Annotated in this window: 16 protein-coding genes and 1 tRNA gene; 8 read left to right on the forward strand and 9 right to left on the reverse strand. The window is 57.7% G+C overall.

Going from position 1 to position 15,699, the window contains the following annotated elements:
• Positions 1-19 precede the first annotated feature (19 nt).
• Together ACX3P1_RS06375 and ACX3P1_RS06380 are read left to right on the forward strand one after the other, a co-directional pair.
• The gene (locus ACX3P1_RS06375) at positions 20-706 is read left to right on the forward strand and encodes a D-lyxose/D-mannose family sugar isomerase (protein ID WP_459078716.1); all 687 of its coding nucleotides are present in this window, start codon (positions 20-22) and stop codon (positions 704-706) included.
• Between the two features lie 128 nt (positions 707-834).
• Positions 835-2,250: an MFS transporter gene (locus ACX3P1_RS06380; RefSeq protein ID WP_459078717.1), complete on the forward strand. Its 1,416-nt coding sequence runs from the start codon at positions 835-837 to the stop codon at positions 2,248-2,250.
• A 15-nt stretch (positions 2,251-2,265) separates the two neighbouring features.
• Here the strand turns inward: ACX3P1_RS06380 and ACX3P1_RS06385 are convergent, their stop codons facing one another.
• The gene (locus ACX3P1_RS06385) at positions 2,266-2,982 is read right to left on the reverse strand and encodes an RlmE family RNA methyltransferase (protein ID WP_459078718.1); all 717 of its coding nucleotides are present in this window, start codon (positions 2,980-2,982) and stop codon (positions 2,266-2,268) included.
• Positions 2,979-4,352 (reverse strand): Ppx/GppA phosphatase family protein, encoded by a 1,374-nt coding sequence (locus ACX3P1_RS06390; protein WP_459078719.1) that lies wholly within the window; start codon positions 4,350-4,352, stop codon positions 2,979-2,981. The genes ACX3P1_RS06385 and ACX3P1_RS06390 overlap by 4 nt, the downstream gene beginning before the upstream one ends.
• 344 nt (positions 4,353-4,696) lie before the next feature.
• Here ACX3P1_RS06390 and ACX3P1_RS06395 point away from each other — a divergent pair.
• A tRNA-Gln gene (locus ACX3P1_RS06395) sits at positions 4,697-4,770 on the forward strand.
• A 190-nt stretch (positions 4,771-4,960) separates the two neighbouring features.
• Entirely contained in the window at positions 4,961-5,353 is a 393-nt protein-coding gene (locus ACX3P1_RS06400) for a hypothetical protein (RefSeq protein ID WP_459078720.1), read from the forward strand.
• A 117-nt stretch (positions 5,354-5,470) separates the two neighbouring features.
• Here the strand turns inward: ACX3P1_RS06400 and ACX3P1_RS06405 are convergent, their stop codons facing one another.
• Both ACX3P1_RS06405 and ACX3P1_RS06410 read right to left on the reverse strand, forming a co-directional pair.
• Entirely contained in the window at positions 5,471-5,974 is a 504-nt protein-coding gene (locus tag ACX3P1_RS06405) for a hypothetical protein (protein ID WP_459078721.1), read from the reverse strand.
• Positions 5,975-5,981: 7 nt separating this feature from the next.
• Positions 5,982-6,338, reverse strand: coding sequence for a hypothetical protein (locus tag ACX3P1_RS06410; protein WP_459078722.1), 357 nt, complete (start codon positions 6,336-6,338; stop codon positions 5,982-5,984).
• A gap of 369 nt (positions 6,339-6,707) precedes the next feature.
• On the opposite strand from ACX3P1_RS06410, the gene ACX3P1_RS06415 reads away from it, so the two are divergent.
• Positions 6,708-7,148 carry a DUF4145 domain-containing protein gene (locus ACX3P1_RS06415; RefSeq protein ID WP_459078723.1) on the forward strand — a complete coding sequence of 147 codons (441 nt, stop codon included), beginning with the start codon at positions 6,708-6,710 and terminating at the stop codon, positions 7,146-7,148.
• Positions 7,149-7,201: 53 nt separating this feature from the next.
• Here the strand turns inward: ACX3P1_RS06415 and ACX3P1_RS06420 are convergent, their stop codons facing one another.
• From ACX3P1_RS06420 to ACX3P1_RS06430, 3 genes are all read right to left on the reverse strand, one after another.
• On the reverse strand, positions 7,202-7,432 hold the full coding sequence (locus ACX3P1_RS06420; RefSeq protein WP_459078724.1) for a hypothetical protein: 231 nt from the start codon (positions 7,430-7,432) through the stop codon (positions 7,202-7,204).
• Positions 7,432-7,887, reverse strand: coding sequence for a hypothetical protein (locus ACX3P1_RS06425; protein WP_459078725.1), 456 nt, complete (start codon positions 7,885-7,887; stop codon positions 7,432-7,434). Before ACX3P1_RS06425 ends, ACX3P1_RS06420 begins: the two co-directional genes overlap by 1 nt.
• A gap of 113 nt (positions 7,888-8,000) precedes the next feature.
• On the reverse strand, positions 8,001-8,498 hold the full coding sequence (locus ACX3P1_RS06430) for a hypothetical protein (RefSeq protein ID WP_459078726.1): 498 nt from the start codon (positions 8,496-8,498) through the stop codon (positions 8,001-8,003).
• A 324-nt stretch (positions 8,499-8,822) separates the two neighbouring features.
• On the opposite strand from ACX3P1_RS06430, the gene ACX3P1_RS06435 reads away from it, so the two are divergent.
• Positions 8,823-9,236: an XRE family transcriptional regulator gene (locus tag ACX3P1_RS06435; protein ID WP_459078727.1), complete on the forward strand. Its 414-nt coding sequence runs from the start codon at positions 8,823-8,825 to the stop codon at positions 9,234-9,236.
• Between the two features lie 267 nt (positions 9,237-9,503).
• On the forward strand, positions 9,504-9,830 hold the full coding sequence (locus ACX3P1_RS06440) for a hypothetical protein (protein ID WP_459078728.1): 327 nt from the start codon (positions 9,504-9,506) through the stop codon (positions 9,828-9,830).
• A 128-nt stretch (positions 9,831-9,958) separates the two neighbouring features.
• Here the strand turns inward: ACX3P1_RS06440 and ACX3P1_RS06445 are convergent, their stop codons facing one another.
• A complete protein-coding gene (locus ACX3P1_RS06445; RefSeq protein ID WP_459078729.1) occupies positions 9,959-11,395 on the reverse strand; it encodes an exonuclease domain-containing protein in 1,437 nt (478 codons plus the stop codon).
• A gap of 2,282 nt (positions 11,396-13,677) precedes the next feature.
• Here ACX3P1_RS06445 and ACX3P1_RS06450 point away from each other — a divergent pair.
• Positions 13,678-14,652: a hypothetical protein gene (locus ACX3P1_RS06450; protein ID WP_459078730.1), complete on the forward strand. Its 975-nt coding sequence runs from the start codon at positions 13,678-13,680 to the stop codon at positions 14,650-14,652.
• Positions 14,653-14,819: 167 nt separating this feature from the next.
• Here ACX3P1_RS06450 and ACX3P1_RS06455 read toward each other — a convergent pair whose 3' ends face one another.
• Positions 14,820-15,422, reverse strand: a complete 603-nt coding sequence (locus ACX3P1_RS06455) for a DsbA family protein (RefSeq protein WP_459078731.1) — start codon at positions 15,420-15,422, stop codon at positions 14,820-14,822.
• Positions 15,423-15,699 lie beyond the last annotated feature (277 nt).

Here is a 15,699-nt window from a genome sequence, read left to right on the forward strand (position 1 = left end):
GCTCCGGGAGAGCACGGCCATGAAGCGTTCCGACATCAACACGATCATTCGCGAGGCGGACGCTTTTATCCGTTCGTTCGGTTATGTCATGCCGCCCTTCGCCTATTGGACGCCGGACGAAATGAAGGCGCGCCGGCAGGAATCCGCCGGCATTTTCTCTTCGCGGCTCGGTTGGGACATCACCGACTACGGCCAGGGCAAGTTCGAGGAACTTGGCCTGTTCCTGTTTACCGTGCGCAATGGCCGTTTCGAGGACATGAAGAAGGGCGCCGGAATGCTCTACGCGGAAAAGATCATGATTTCCCGCAAGGACCAGCTTTCGCCGATGCACCGCCACGTCATCAAGGCCGAAGACATCATCAATCGCGGCGGCGGCAAACTTGTGCTGGAGCTGTTCATGCCAGATGCCGATGGCGGCATCGATCCCAAGGCGGAGGTTTCCGTTCCGGTCGACGGCACCATTCGCAAACTACCGGCAGGCGGCTTGCTGAAGCTCGATCCGGGCGAGAGCGTGACCCTGCTGCCGGGCGTCTGGCATGCGTTCTGGGGCGAGGGGAGCGACGTGCTCATCGGCGAGGTGTCCACCGTCAATGACGATTTGACCGACAATGTCTTTCGCAATCCCATTGGGCGGTTCTCGGACATCAAGGAGGATGTCGCGCCCTTGCATCTGCTTGTTTCCGACTACGAGCGCTGGGTGGGTTAGGCCGCAGGTTCTTCGTGTTCGCGCAAATGTGACAGGTTACATGCGCGACATTGCCGAGGCCGCATGATAACCGCGCTCTCGCGTTGGTGGTCCGGTCGACGGCCTGCCTCCGAAACTGGGATAAGTTCGTGAACCGCATCGTCCCACTTGTCCTCGCAGTCGCCCTGTTCATGGAGAACATGGATTCGACGGTTATCGCGACCTCGCTGCCGGCGATCGCCATCGATATCCAGAGCAGCCCTATCGCGCTGAAGCTTGCGCTTACCGCCTATCTGGTGTCGCTGGCGATTTTCATTCCCGTCAGCGGCTGGATGGCCGACCGCTTCGGCGCGAAGAATGTGTTCCGCACCGCCATCGTCGTGTTCATGGTCGGGTCGGTTGCGTGCGCCGCGTCGAACTCGCTGGCCGCCTTCGTGGTGTCGCGCTTCCTGCAGGGCATGGGCGGCGCCATGATGACGCCGGTGGGCAGGCTGGTGCTGGTGCGCGCCACGCCCAAGAGCGAACTGGTCGCGGCCATGTCGTGGCTCAGCATTCCGGCCCTTGTCGGCCCGCTGGTAGGCCCGCCGGTCGGCGGCTTCATTACCACCTATTTTTCCTGGCACTGGATATTCCTGATTAATGTGCCGATCGGCATCATCGGCATCTGGCTCGCCACGCGGTACCTGCCGAAGACGCCGTCCATGACCATGCCGCGCCTGGATGTGCCCGGCTTCGTCTTGAGCGGGGTAGCAGCGTCGGGCGTGGTATTTGGCCTATCTGTCATGGGGCTGGCGGCCTTGCCGCCTTATGTCGGGATCGTCACCACCCTTGTCGGCCTGGTGTCCGGCGCGGCCTATCTGTTTCATGCGCGGCGCGCGCCAAACCCGCTTCTGGACCTCAGCCTTTTCCGCAACCAGGTGTTTCGGACTTCCGTGCTCGGCGGCGGCCTGTTTCGCATCGGCATCGGCGCCGTACCGTTCCTGCTGCCGTTGATGCTGCAGATCGGATTTGGGCTGACGCCCTTCCAGTCGGGCATGATCACCTTCGTTTCGGCCATCGGTGCGATGGGCATGAAGCTTGCCACGACATGGGTTTTCCGGATGGCGGGTTTTCGAAAAGTGCTGGTGTTTGGCTCGCTGATATCCGCCGCGTCCGTCGGCGCGAACGGCTTTTTTACGCCCGAAACGCCCTATGCGCTCATCCTCGTCATATTGCTGGCCGGCGGCTTCCTGCGCTCGATGTTCTTTACCGGCATCAATGCGCTGACCTATGCCGAGATTTCATCCGAAGATACCAGCAAGGCAACGCCGATCGCAGCCGTTGGGCAGCAATTGTCCATCGCCCTCGGCGTCGCTGTTGCCGGCGGTATCCTGGAAGCGTCGACGCATTTTCACGGCGCTTCGCTGACGCTTGCCGATTTTCACATCGCATTCTTCATTGTCGCCGGCATATCTGCGTTGGCGGCAATCTGGTTCGTGCGCTTGGCCACGGACGCCGGCAGCGCCGTATCCGGTCATGGCGCTCGTGCCGCCAGGTCGCTCGAACCTGAAACGCCTTCGGCCTGAACGGACCTGTCGCGATCAGGCAGTTTCGGGCGGCGTACGGCCCTTGAATTCCTTGGCCAGCAGATAGAGTTCGACCGATTCCTCGCGCGATGCCGGCGGCTTGACGTGGTGCACCGAGCGGAAATTCTTCTTCAGCAGCGCCAGCACCTCGTGCTCGGTGCCGCCCTGAAACGTCTTGGTCAGGAAGTGGCCGCCGGGCCGCAACACCGAGATAGCGAAATCCGCGGCCACCTCGCACAGATGTTCGGTGCGGATGTGGTCGGTCCTGCGGTGTCCCGTGGTGGGGGCCGCCATGTCCGACAGCACCACGTCCGGCTCGCCGCCCAGCGCCTCGATCAAGCGCGAAGGGGCGGCATCGTCGAGGAAATCCATTTCCAGCACGACCGTTCCGGGAACCGGATCCATGCCGAGATAGTCGATGCCGACGACATGCGGCTTTTCGGCAGTCGAGTTCGTGCGCGCCGCGGCGACCTGGCACCAGCCGCCGGGTGCTGCGCCCAGATCGATGACCTTCATGCCGGGCTTCAGCAGATGATAACGGTCGTCGATCTCGATCAGCTTATAGGCCGCACGCGATTTGTAGCCATCGGCCTTGGAGCGTTGAACGTAGGGGTCGTTCATATGGCGCTCCAGCCAGCGCCGCGAACTTTCCTTCAAGCCGCTCTTTTTCTTGATGCGCGTTTTCATGACGCGCATGCCGGCAGTCGTCGGCTTCTCAGGTTTTTTGGTCATGACCGATATCCACCGCGCCAGTTGTTGCGCCACACGCCGTCATCGGCCATCAATTCGCTCAAAATGCCTTCGCGCAAGCCCCGGTCGGCAACGCGCAGGCGCTCCGAAGGCCATACGGCACGGATCGCTTCGAGAATGGCGCATCCGGCCAGCACGAGATCGGCCCGGTCCGCGCCGATGCACGGATTGGCGACGCGCTGCTGAAAATCCCAGCCGACCAGCCGGTCGACCATAGCATCCACGCTGTCGCGATCCATCCACAACCCGTCGACGCGGCGGCGATCATAGCGTTCGAGGTCGAGATGAACGCCGGCCAGCGTCGTAACCGTGCCGGAGGTGCCAAGCAGGTGGAATTTCGATCCTGCCACGACATGCTTCAGGCGGTCGCGCCCCTCGAAGGCGTTGAGATGCGTGGCGACATCGTCGACCATCGCGGCAAAGGTTTCGCGTGTGACCGCACGGCCACCAAAGCGCTCGGCAAGCGAGACGACGCCGACGGGTAGCGACGTCCACGACACGATGTTGTTGGCAAGGCGCTGCGAGCGACGGCCGGAAAGATCGATGAGCGCGATTTCGGACGAACCGCCGCCGATGTCGAACAGGACGACGCCTTGCGTATCCCGCTCAATCAGCGAGCCGCAGCCCGAAACGGCCAGCCGGGCTTCCGTCTGCCGGTCGATGATCTCCAGCTTGAGGCCGGCTTCGCGCTCGACGCGCTCGACGAATTCAAAACCGTTATGCGCGGAACGGCAGGCCTCGGTGGCAATGAGCCGCGCCCGCCGGATCTTGCGATGGCTGAGCTTGTCGCCGCAGATTTTCAAGGCCTCGACGGCGCGGTCCATGGCGACGTCAGCCAGCCTTCCGCTCGCGGTCAACCCTTCGCCCAACCTGACGATGCGCGAAAACGCGTCGATGACGCGGAACTGACCGTAGCGGGTGGGCACGGCAACGAGCAGGCGGCAATTGTTGGTGCCGAGATCGAGCGCGGCAAATATCGGCAATTCCTGTGCCACCGGGCGCGGACGGTGCGGCTCGGTCTGGGCGGACGCAGCCGGCGGTGCGGCATCGACGGGCCGTGGCGCGGCAGGCTGGATCGTTGCCGAGGCAACAGATGTCGGGCCGGAAGCGGCTTGGCCGGGCAGGGCGCTTCCATCGCGCGCAAAAACCTTGCGGCCGCGCTTGCGTTTGCGCCGCTTCTTGCCCCGGTGGGATTTATTCGGGTCCTCCGCAGCCCCGTTTCCAGGCATGGCCGCCGCGATTTGGCACGGCGGACGCGTTGCGGGCGAGTCCCCCTTGCCGTCGCCGGGCATGGGGGAACTGCTGGACACGCTTGGCGCCGGCGCTTCGGCGCCGGTGTCGCGGTCTTTCACTGTCGTTCCTTCCAGCGCCGCGCGAACCGTTGCCGGGACGCTGCACGCGCATAAGTATTTCTACGTTGGCGACAGATTAGCAGCGCCGTGCTGGATCACCAAGAGCGCGCGCCGCAAAAAAGATCGCTTCGCTTTTTTCCGCTGGCCAAGCCTTGGACCGGCAGCGTCTGGGGATTGCCGTTCGACCGACGATGTTTCGTCCCAATTGAAACGGCGAGCAGGCTTGACTATTTTGCGGCGGTAGCTACAAGGCAGCGCAGAAACGGGATCGCTTCCGCAAGGCAGCCGACCGAAGTTTACCGCTCGGTCCGCTCGTTTCACCATGCGCATGCACTAGCGCCTCTTGGGGAATAGGTTAACGGTAGACCCACGGACTCTGACTCCGTTAGTCCTGGTTCGAATCCAGGTTCCCCAGCCATCTTGTTTTTCATAATAAAATCAATCACTTAGAAAAACTCGTTAGCAGGGTTCGTTAGCACCTTTTGTTAGCTCGCGGGCCTGTGGATATCATATCGATAGCCGCCTTAGAGCGACCTTTGCGGACGCCTTGACAGGCGAGGGGATAGGATGGTCCGTTGCGGGCGGGCAATTCATTCGGGGGACTAATTTTGAAGAAGCTGATTCTGGTCGCGGCAGCGCTCACGCTCACGGGGTGCGTCTCGCAACAACAAGTTAGTGACGTGATGGCCTCGCAACGGCCGCCATCAAATGCAATTCGGAAGGAGATTGCGAATAGCGCGCGGGATTACCTTATTGATCCGTATTCGGTGCGGGATGCGGAAATCTCTAGCGTGATGGACGCGCCGGGAGGGAAGCTGCAATTCGTTTGTGTCAAGGCCAACGCCAAGAATGCGATGGGCGGATACACCGGCCGCACGGCGCTTTCTATTCGTTTGGTCGGAAGCCGGCCAGTAAGCACCAATCCTAGCGCGGCTGCTTGCTCTATGCCGCTGCTTCGCTGGTATCCTTTCGGTGAGCTTGAGCGCCTGAAAAGTCTTTAGACTAGCAACCAGCCGAGTGCGCCTTGCGCGAGGATCACGACAAGCAGGCAATACCAGTCGGCCCGACCAGCCTATATCTGGGGTGTGATCGGGCCACTTGTCACCGGGCATCAGCGATCACCAAGGCAACGGTAGATTTCCAAAAATCTGGAATCCCAAACCGACAAGCACCCATGTCAATCCTTTGATTGAAAGGTCTTTGGCTTCACCATTTTCCACAAGGTCATCTACATAATTGTGCAGGCTGGCAGAAAACCGCTCCACGGAATCCGGATCAAGAATTCCGTTTTGATCGAGTAGGTTGATGTCAGGAGCTTTAAATTTCGCAGCGTTCTTTTTCAATTGCCGCGCTTCGTTACGAGAGCGAAGTTTTAGAAAATAAATCGTCAGGTCATATAGCCATAGATACCAGCGATGTTTTTGCGTCGCGCGCTCTGCATAGGTGTGCTGATATTTGGTCTGAATGATTTTCGCGACGTTGACATTGCGCGTCCCGATACGGCCTACGAAGCGACGTAAGCCACGGCCAAAAATGAATGGCCATTCTTTTGTCAAAAGCAGAACGCCCCAAAAACCCGCACACAAGCCGATAACATTTGCCCATTGCTGCACCAGATGCATTATTCGCTCACTCCCCCTCCTTTGCCATCTCATAGGAATTGCGCGCGGGTGACGGCTGGTCAAGCGATGATCCTTTGATTGCTGGAAACCAAGCTTCTTCGACCATGCGCGCTGCTGCACGAGCCGAAGTTTCAATGCCGTGAAGCTCGCCAACATTTCGGCTGATTTCCGGGCCGAAAGCGTTCATCGCCCAAAACCAGCGGCCTTGCTGCGGGCCAGCGTCATAGAGATAAATGCGGCCAACGTTGCCGCTGTAGCCCTCTGCCAGCGCCTTATAGTCGGCTTCCTTGTCTTGCCATGCCGGTTGCCATTTCAAGAGCAAGGGCAAAGCTTCGCCGTCCGCCACCTTTTCAGGTTCGGCCATGGTGGAAACTCCTTCGATTTAATGCCGCCACCGTGGCGGTGAGTCGGTCAAGGATTATGTTCCTATTTTGTTGCCATTTCTCTTTCTTGACATAGGTGGCGCGACGGATGGAAGGTGCATGTATCTTTATCGGTTTAGGGAGACGCGGAAACGATGGGATTCTTAGTTCGGGATTGCTATCGATGTGGAACGAAAAGTGTTCAAATGATTGCGAGAGGTTTTACTAAAATAGACGAACTGAATAGCGACGTCTTTTTCAGCTGCCAAGTCTGTAACAGGGGGAGCATTTACAGAGGGCAGCCGCAATCTAGCCCAACTGACACGCCCGGCCAACTAGATCGTGGTCGACATTTTGACAATGAGCCGGTTATGATTGAAGTGGCAAAGCCGCTGCTATCCCTGGACATCCCAGAGCGTATCCGTAATCTATTCCTTGAGGCAACAACCTGTCGGCGGACGCGGAAATATGAAGCCGCTGGCGCGATGTTTCGTAAGACAATCGACGTTGCAACCAAACACATTTATGCGACAGATGATCGCCTTCAGGGGAAAAATCCCGCCGACGCTCCGCGCTCAAGAATCCGCTCACTAGGCGACATGAAAATTCTTGATGGTGATATTGTTGAACTGGCCGACGTTGCCGTTCTCGACGGCAACGATGCTGCTCATGACGTTGATCCCTACACCGCCGAGGAAGGCGAAGCGCTGGAGGATTTAACTGCCGATCTACTCGACCGACTCTTCGTGCGGCCAGCGAAACTAGCTGCGGTGAAGGCTAAACAGATAGCAGCCGGGCAACGGAAGGCGTGAAAAGCCCGCCGGGGCGAGCGGCGGGCTTCTGGTGGGTCGGCAGTTACTTGCGGCTAGGCTGCCTCCTGCACTGTGTCTACGATCATTTCGGCAAGCTCCATCACGTGGATTGCCGGTCCGGTGAGGGCTTCGCTGATTATGTCGGCAACGTCATAGATCAGGGCACCGCGCGGATCGATTTCGACCGGCTGAAGTGGGATGATGCCGCAAGCCGGCTCCGATGCTCCCTGATACTTGGCTCCCGCAGCGGCGACGAGCTCGCGAAGTTGGGGAGAAACCGCCATTATGCAGCCTCCTGCGCTGCGCTGGCAATGATCACCGGACGATAGCGCGGGTTTTTCTCCGCCTTGATCGCGGCGCACTCCCACGCCTTATACGCGGCCCGATCAGTATCGTCGGCCGGTTCCTCCGGCATGATCAAGTGTATGGCCTTGAATGACTGGAAATCCGACCGGACAAGCCGAAGATTGTCGAGATAGGATTCAAGGTCAGAAATCATGCAATCAAGCGTTTCTTCCTGCTGGTCATCCCGCTCCAATTCGTCGGCGAACTGATCCGAAAAATCTCCGACGCCGCCATAACCGCCACATTCGCGAAGGCTTTCTTCCGGCGAGTATTCCAGAATGGTGCCGCCAAAACTATGATTATGCGTAATCTGCATCCGCTTGAAGTGACCGAAAAGCTCCATTTCAGTGAGCGTTGCGGCCTGTGCGGTGTTTGCTGCTTCCGTAATAGTCATGCTATAATTCTCCTATTGGGTGCCGGTGTTTGCACCACCGGCATTTGATTGAACTATCTTCAGGACGGCGCGGCCCTTGGGTCGCGTCGTTTTGCGTAAGGCTGTCTGGTTCCTCAGTCTCCCGTCACTTCCCACTGCGGAAGCGCTCGCCGGACTTGCCTGTCCAGTTGGGCGCGAAGCTTGTGAAGGCGGGCGCTTTCAGCGAGCGCCTTCTTTTTTGCGGTCGGGTCGGACAGGTCGGATTGCTCAAGTTTGGCAATCGACTGGTCGATTTCCTCGCGTTTGTAGGCATTAATAATCGTTGCCAGTTCGGTGGCCGCGTCGAGGAAAGCGCCAACCATGCGCTCTGCCCTGCCAATCGACCCGCGATAGGGGCCATCGGTGTCCGGGTCGTGATCGGGATCATCATCAGATGCGAACACCGGAAGGCCATCCGGGTTGACGCCACCCCATTCGAGGTAGGTCTTCACCTCATCCCAATTCGGATTGCTAGCTAGGAACTCGTAAAACTTGATCGTCGCGACTGCGTCGGTCGGATCACCAGCCAGCTTTTCACGCTCTGCCTTCCTTACGAGGGAAAGACGCTTTCGCTCTAATGGGGTCATTGCCATATCGATTATCTCCGTTGTGAACGTGAAGATAGAATTCACACTCACAAAGATCAAGAGGCAATCGCACAATTATTTTCAGTGACATTTGGCCCTAATCGATTCAGGCCAAATGTCCGCAACCTCGCCGAGCGCGATCTTGATTTAATCCGGCACTACCTCGCCGCTGACAGGGCATTTGGAAGTGATCACCGGATGCATATCTCGCTGGTTACGGACCCGATTCAGGCACGCAATTTCGCCAGCTCCCCCGAAAATACCCCATCACTCGATCGCTATAACAGACATCAGACAGCGCATTGAGCTGCGAGATGGAAAGGATGATCGATGATGAAAAGCAAACCAGGCAAGCCTTACGCCGATAGCAGGCTGACCAAATTTCTTGAAAAACGCATCTTGGAATTGAGGCCTCGCAAGACGCAAAGCATCATTGCGACAGAGGCGGGATTCGGACAGGTGAACATGCTTGCGATGATAAAATACGGCAGCAGCAAGCTACCGTTGGACCGGGTGCCTGCTTTGGCCAAGGCGCTCGAATGCGATCCGGCGCTGCTCTTCATGATGGCGGTCGAGCAACTCGGTGGCGATACGACGGACCTGACGATCAGGAAGATCTTCGGGACATTGGTGACAGAAAACGAGGTCGCTTGGGTCGAGGAAATCCGCAAGGCTTCCGATCAATCCGACCCACACCTGACTTCAAAGGGGCGAGCCGCCATTCGTGGGGTGTTCCGCAAATGACTGCACCTGATGCATCCGGACGGGGCCATCTGCGTGTTCCAGCGTGGAACAAAGACGTTACACATAACGAGCGATTCTGGCTCGAAGTTATCAGGCTGGCGAGTTGGGACACTGATCCGCCGCCGACGCTTGAACGCGTCCAGCGGCTCCGGGTCATCTTCCAGAAATGAGCTCGGCAACCCCCAAGCTTCAGTAGTTTTAGTGACATCTCCGGCTGCACGGCCCCGCTATTTCTGCGCGACTCAGCCTGCGAAATCAGGAAACCCAATGAGCAAGAAGCACTATTTCAATCCCCGGTGGGATGGCGCGTCGATTCCCAAAAGACATTGGCATTTTCATCGCCAGCTCCTGATCCGATATCGCATCGTGCTCGCCCCAGGGGAGTTTTCGGCCATGCTGAGCGACATCAGGGATGGCTATGCCAAGATCATTGAACGGCGATCAAAAACCCAGGCAATATATCTGGTGAAATTCCCACGACTGGGTGAGCGGATCTATGTGCTCTCGAATGGCAAGGATGTCTTCACTGCGTGGCCGCCGGAGAGGCGACTGACCGAGATACGCAGACAGATGCGGGAACGATACCCTCTGTGACAGCCGTTTGAATATCGGCGGCTCTCTTTTGCGGAGCCCTTGGAGCTGGGTCGCAAATCACGGCCACATGAGCCAAACTTCGCGGAAAATCAGAAAGCGATATGAGGCCGCTCCAGATGACGCAACGCTCAAACCCGGTCGGCTTCGCTCAGCACGTCATTCAATAAGAGGCCGGCATCCTCTCGCCAAACGATCAATCGATCGAGATGCTCGCGTAAAAGGATCTCACGATCCGACGCAACTTCCAACAGCAGCTCGCGAGCTTCAACGATCGCTGCGTCTAGCGTCGTCCAGCGACCGGTGACACCGGTTCTGGAATGAATGCGCATGGCGACGGCTCGTGCATAATCGGCACGCATACTGGCAGGCATCACATCCGGCGCTTCGCAATAGACGAGACGGCGCGACAGCGCCCTTAGGCGTAGATCGGCAAACCGACTGGAAAGCTCGAGGCGGCGCGGCCAGTCAACACGGTGGAACTCATCGATCAATGCCCGGTCGGTCCACGAGTAAAAGCTGCCATATATCTGTTCTTCGACATGCTGGCTCTCCGGAAAAGGTTTTCGGCCAGCAAGGGCAAGCGTAATCAACCGCCGTCGCAGACCATTATCATTTCGCACTAGTGTCGCGCGGCGCGTGAGTTCCACAAGGCCCAATTCATGTCCGGCGGATCTGGCCCCAACTATGTCGATCGGCATGAACAATGGGCAGGCGTTGAGCTTTAACGATGACACCGGCCGTGGCTTGGCGGCAATATGGGCTGTGAGCTGTTCATCACTCATCGAACCCAGCGCCGTTGGATCCTGGCTGAGATCGAGCGTAAAGAGTTCACCACTATTGTCGGGATTGGTGCCAAGAGCCGTAACCAGGCTCGACCAACTGAGGCCAAATCGCAGGCGCATGGCCACGAAGACCGGCTCCCTCTCGACGAATTCGGTGGCTGACGCCTTGCTCCGGTAGGCCAGCGCGGTAATCCAGATTGCCGGCATCCGCTCTCGGATCAGGCGCGCAATATGGATTGTTGCATAAACATCGGCCAAGGCGTCATGGGCATTGTGGTGGTCAAAACCATTGGCTGGCGCCAGACGATCAAGCTTGAAACTCACACGCCCCTTCTCATCGATCGGCCAATTGAACGTCTCTGATGAAAAGCTATGTGCTGCGATGGCAAGCGGCAGGATGTCGAGCCTGGAGTTGCCGCCCGTGTTGGTTATATAGATCGGCAGCAGCGACGCATAAAACGCTCGCCGGAGCAGCTCCTCATCGAAGCTGATCGAGTTGTAACCGACGATGGTCGCCGGTGCCCATGCGGTCATCACCTCATGAATGCGCCTGCACATCTCGAAATGTGACGGGAGTTCAGAAGAGAAGAGTTCTTTGACACTCACCCCCGTCACCACCATTGCCTTGGGCGAAGGAACGATATGTGGGAGGATCCTGGAGCGGATATCGAACTGATCGATGATATTCAGATCATCGTCAGTCAGCACCGCCGCGAATTGTAAAATCTGGTCGAAGCACCGATCCGTGCCAGTGGTCTCGCAGTCATAAAAGATAAAAGCCATCTTGCAGCCCGTCCCATGTCAAGCATGCATGATTGAGGGCGTGGGATGCAAGTTACGCCTTATCGCCGCGGGGTTTACCTGGTTGGCTAGGAACCAAGGGGAACCGGCCACGATGGGATCCGCCAGCAATCACCCCTCAATTCCAAGGGCTTCCTTCCTTCCCGTGCCACAAGATTACGCGCCTCTAGCGAGGGCCACCTCGCCAGACCGGGGAACCAACCTGTTTGTGGCACTAGGGGAACATTGAGCCGGCGGCTCCTATTTCCCCAATCTTCTTTGGGAGCGAAGTCCTAGGAAAGCGGATATACGATCATCCGGATACCCTTTGGCGCCGCGAGCTTGGAAATCAGTATCCACCCCTATTGGTGATGCTCACCCGGTCGAACCCTTCTGACCTTGCCGAAGGCGCCCGGCGAGGGAGGTTTATGCACACGACGACGAGCACTCCTTGAACCACTTAATGCGGCCACCCATCGGGCTTCGGCTCGCGCGACGATCGAGGAGGTGCAGAATCTTCGAAAGCGCCTGCGCGAAGCCCTGCGGCGGCGAATCCATCAGCGTGCTCTACGAGGTCCGCGGGATCAGCGGTCGAAACTGTCAAGCCAGGTCAACAGGTCGGTTCAAACCCGGCCAGGCGTTAAGCCAGGGACAACTGATCAGCTTTACACCTTTGTAAAACGACTTATGCCAAATAAGTCACCACTTTACCCTGGCTTTACCTTGGCTTGTCAGAGCTATCCCGAAAAGAAAAAAGTTGGAACTGTAAAGCAGAAACAACAACCGAGGATCAGCACCAGAAACAGACACAGAAGCTCACCAGGCGCGACCAGCACCAAAGACTAGCGTCTCAGCGCAAAACACATCGGACAGCTACCAGCGCTCACCCCTGGTCGAGCCAGCAGCTATCAGACAGCAGAACTGGCAACACTATGACCAGCAACGCTGAAACATATCGAGGAAGAGGCTGACACGTAAGAGGGCGCAGCGGGCAGCGAGACGAACAGGAGCGCTCGACCGGTGAGTGAACGTATAGGAGACGAGACAGGGGTATGCGTAGGAGGCGCGTAGGTGAGAAAGGCACGTAGAGAGCCGTATGTCGTCAGAGAAGGTTAGGACGAAACGGCGTAGATGGACGCGAACGGACGAACGCAGGATCCGCGCCACCGTCCAATCAGCCAGACCAGTAATCCCGGCGATCGCCACCCTCGATAGATGAGCACCAAGAAATATCACCCGCGCCCGGGGAGTGCTTTTCAACCAGGCGCTCGCCCTTCTTTTTGGCTTCCAGGAACCAAGGCACATCCCGGCAGGGGAATTGGTGGGCCCGGTCCGGTCCATGGAGCGAAGTCAGCAAGCCTGTCCCGAGCCGGAAGCTGTGCCATGGTTCTCCATGATTTTGTAAAGCCTCTTACGGACCGGAAGCCAGTTCTTACGTTAACGTCAACGCAGTCCCTCGCCTCATTTTCGTATATAGAGTAATAGTATTTAACTACCTTCAATTACCAATTACTCTTACGGAAATTTCCGAGGGAAACGCTTCCGGCTGAGAGCTACAGATCCGGCCGAGAAATACGAGCCGCGGTTCTCCATGGAACGCCGACGTGAGCCGTGGCGGGAGCCGCTGCCGAATCGTCAATCACCCTGCCGTCCCACACGCCAGCCCTTGCCTGCACATGCCAGCCGACTGACCTGGAGGTGGCGAAGAGGGTCGTCGAGCTGCCTATGCCGGTAACTATCGCCGGCTTGCGAGTTGAAGCGGCGCTACGATCCGATAAACCTGTTCCGCGTGAACGAGAACGTGCGGCCGATGGAGGAGCAGAAGGCCGCCTTACGCGCAATGTCCGGGGGGGGGGGGGAGTGGGCCAACCCACCGTCGGACCCCTTCTTTCCGTGACCATAGGCGGAAGGACCCCGGCGCCGTCATCATCAAAGTCACCCCATCACGGCGAAAGGATTGATGAACCACAACTCGGGAGAAATGGCGAGGTTAAGCATCCATCTTGAGGCGCTGTGTCCAGCAGCACTGATGCGTGGTATCGCCGCCGATTAAATTACGCATCCAAGACGGCGGGTCAACATGGAAAACACTAGAGGCGGCGGAAAATAACAGCTTAACCGAAATGTTATAGCCAAATTTCGTTCGGCTGTAGGAGGATTTTGCACTTCTGGCGAATATATATTTCGCGCATCCTCGTATCTCTCTGCTATAATCGGCAACGTCAGAAAAAATAAAGACCGGCCACAGTTTCCCGACGGCGACCGATCTTTAGGAGATTACAAGATTGCATTATAGCCAAACCGCGCCCGAGTGTCAGCCATATTCTGAGGAATATCTTCCGGCACCAACAACCGTCAACCAGCCGGTCGTTGACAAAAAGGTAAAACCAACAAGGGCGAAATCAGCCTATCGCGACGCGCAATTCCACCCGTTGTTTCAAGCGCTTACAGCACTTGAGGAACTAGAGGCATCTGGGGAGACTTCAGTTACATACCACACCCCCTCACACCCCCATACCCCTACCATACACCTCACAAGCACAGGTAAGCGTCGCACCCCTGCTTCAAAATCCCCCGCGCCCATATTCCCGGCAGAAGTCCTCACCGACGCGGAGGAACTTCGCACGGCTCGCTTCTGGCGTGCCTACAGCGTGATTGTTCCTTACCTACGTAAACACTCAAAGCCGGCGCAGTGGCGCGATCTTAGCGACGTAGCGTCCTTGGAGTGGTTTCACTACGCCTTGCGCGCTGGCGGCCCCTCTATGAGCTTCACATTGAATCTCTCGCCGGAGGTGGAAGCGTTGGTTAGGAGTCAGCCTAATGCCGCCGGCTGGTTATCTAAACGTATTGCTCGATATCTGAAGGATGCACTGGGAGGCGCGGTTGCTTTCTGGTTTGCATTTGAGGTGGCTTCTAATCACCGGCTCCATATCCATGGCGAGCTACAGATTAACGTCAATCAGGCAAGGGCGGCGCGTAGGGCTCTGCGGCTTGCTGCCGGTGAGTGGGATGCCATTCGCCAGCATCAGGCGCATACCAAGATTGAACCATCCGTTGTCTGGTCGAACTATTGCGCCAAGGATCATTGGCGCGTCCGACCGTATACGCATCCCCGGTTGGCAAATATTCCCCGGCCGATCCAAGGTGATTGGATGTTTGCAACCAATGCGGTGCGGAAAACGGCGAGCATTCTCTACAGCATCCGGCGTGCTGAAGTGCTAAAATTGACGAACGTCCTCAGTAAGGCAAGCTATCACTGAATTATATAACTACATGTTTATATGTAGTTTTTTGACCTTTCATGCTTCGCTTTATTCGAGGCTGATGATCGATGACGGTGAGAACGTCATCATCTTTTTCAGATTGCTAATCATGCCGTCGAACACGGCGATCGCTACGATTACTCCGGCACAGCCCGGTGCGCCGGTCAGTCCGGCGGGCCGCTTTCCAACTGTCGTTGCCAGCGAACCGCATCGTCGAGGCGATCATCGCCCCAGAACAATTCGCCGTCGACGACGAAACTCGGCGAACCGAAGATGCCGAGGGCCTTGGCCTGTTCCGTGGCTTGGGCAAGATCGGCTTTGCCTTTGTCGGAATCAGCGAGCCGCAGCACACGCTCCACATCCTGTCCGGCAGCACCAATGCTGGCGGAAAGATTGGGCTCGCTGCCGGCGGGTTCGCCGGCTTCGAACCACCGCCGGTAGCTCTCCTTCGCATAGGTCGGACACCAACCTTCGGCAGCGCCAATGATAGCGACACGATTGGCGCGTTCCAGTTCGGCGAGAGGGTATGGCACTGGCAACTTCGGCAGCAAACCGTAGAGCGCAGCGCGCCGTTCAACATCCCGCCACATATACGCTGCCTTCACAGGCTTCTTGGCGAAAGGAATGTTGTCCATCTCGATCATGATGGCGCGGACGTTGAAAGGCTGCCAACGGAAGTGCACTCCGGTTTCCACCTCGACATGGGCCAGGCGCATTACCGACAAATAGCTGTAAGTGCTGCCTATGGAAAACCAGAACTCGGTCATGGGATTCTCCCTGCCAAATAATGGTCGAAATCTGTTCATCAATCAATCGCTGACAGGGCAATGTCAGGTATCGCCATAGAGCCAGATCAGATCGGCAAGCAGATACCAGCGAGCCGGTCAGCAGCCGAAACAGCGGGCTTGAGGAGCAAGAGATTCATCTCCGCGCGGTGTCACTGTCGTCCGGCCGACTCAGACCGTCTCGACGTCCCCGACGTCATCAGGGTGCTGCGTTCTTCAACGTCGACCAGCGGGACCATGACCGGCCCCGCGAGCGTGC

The sequence above is a fragment of the Mesorhizobium sp. A623 genome, from assembly GCF_054489405.1.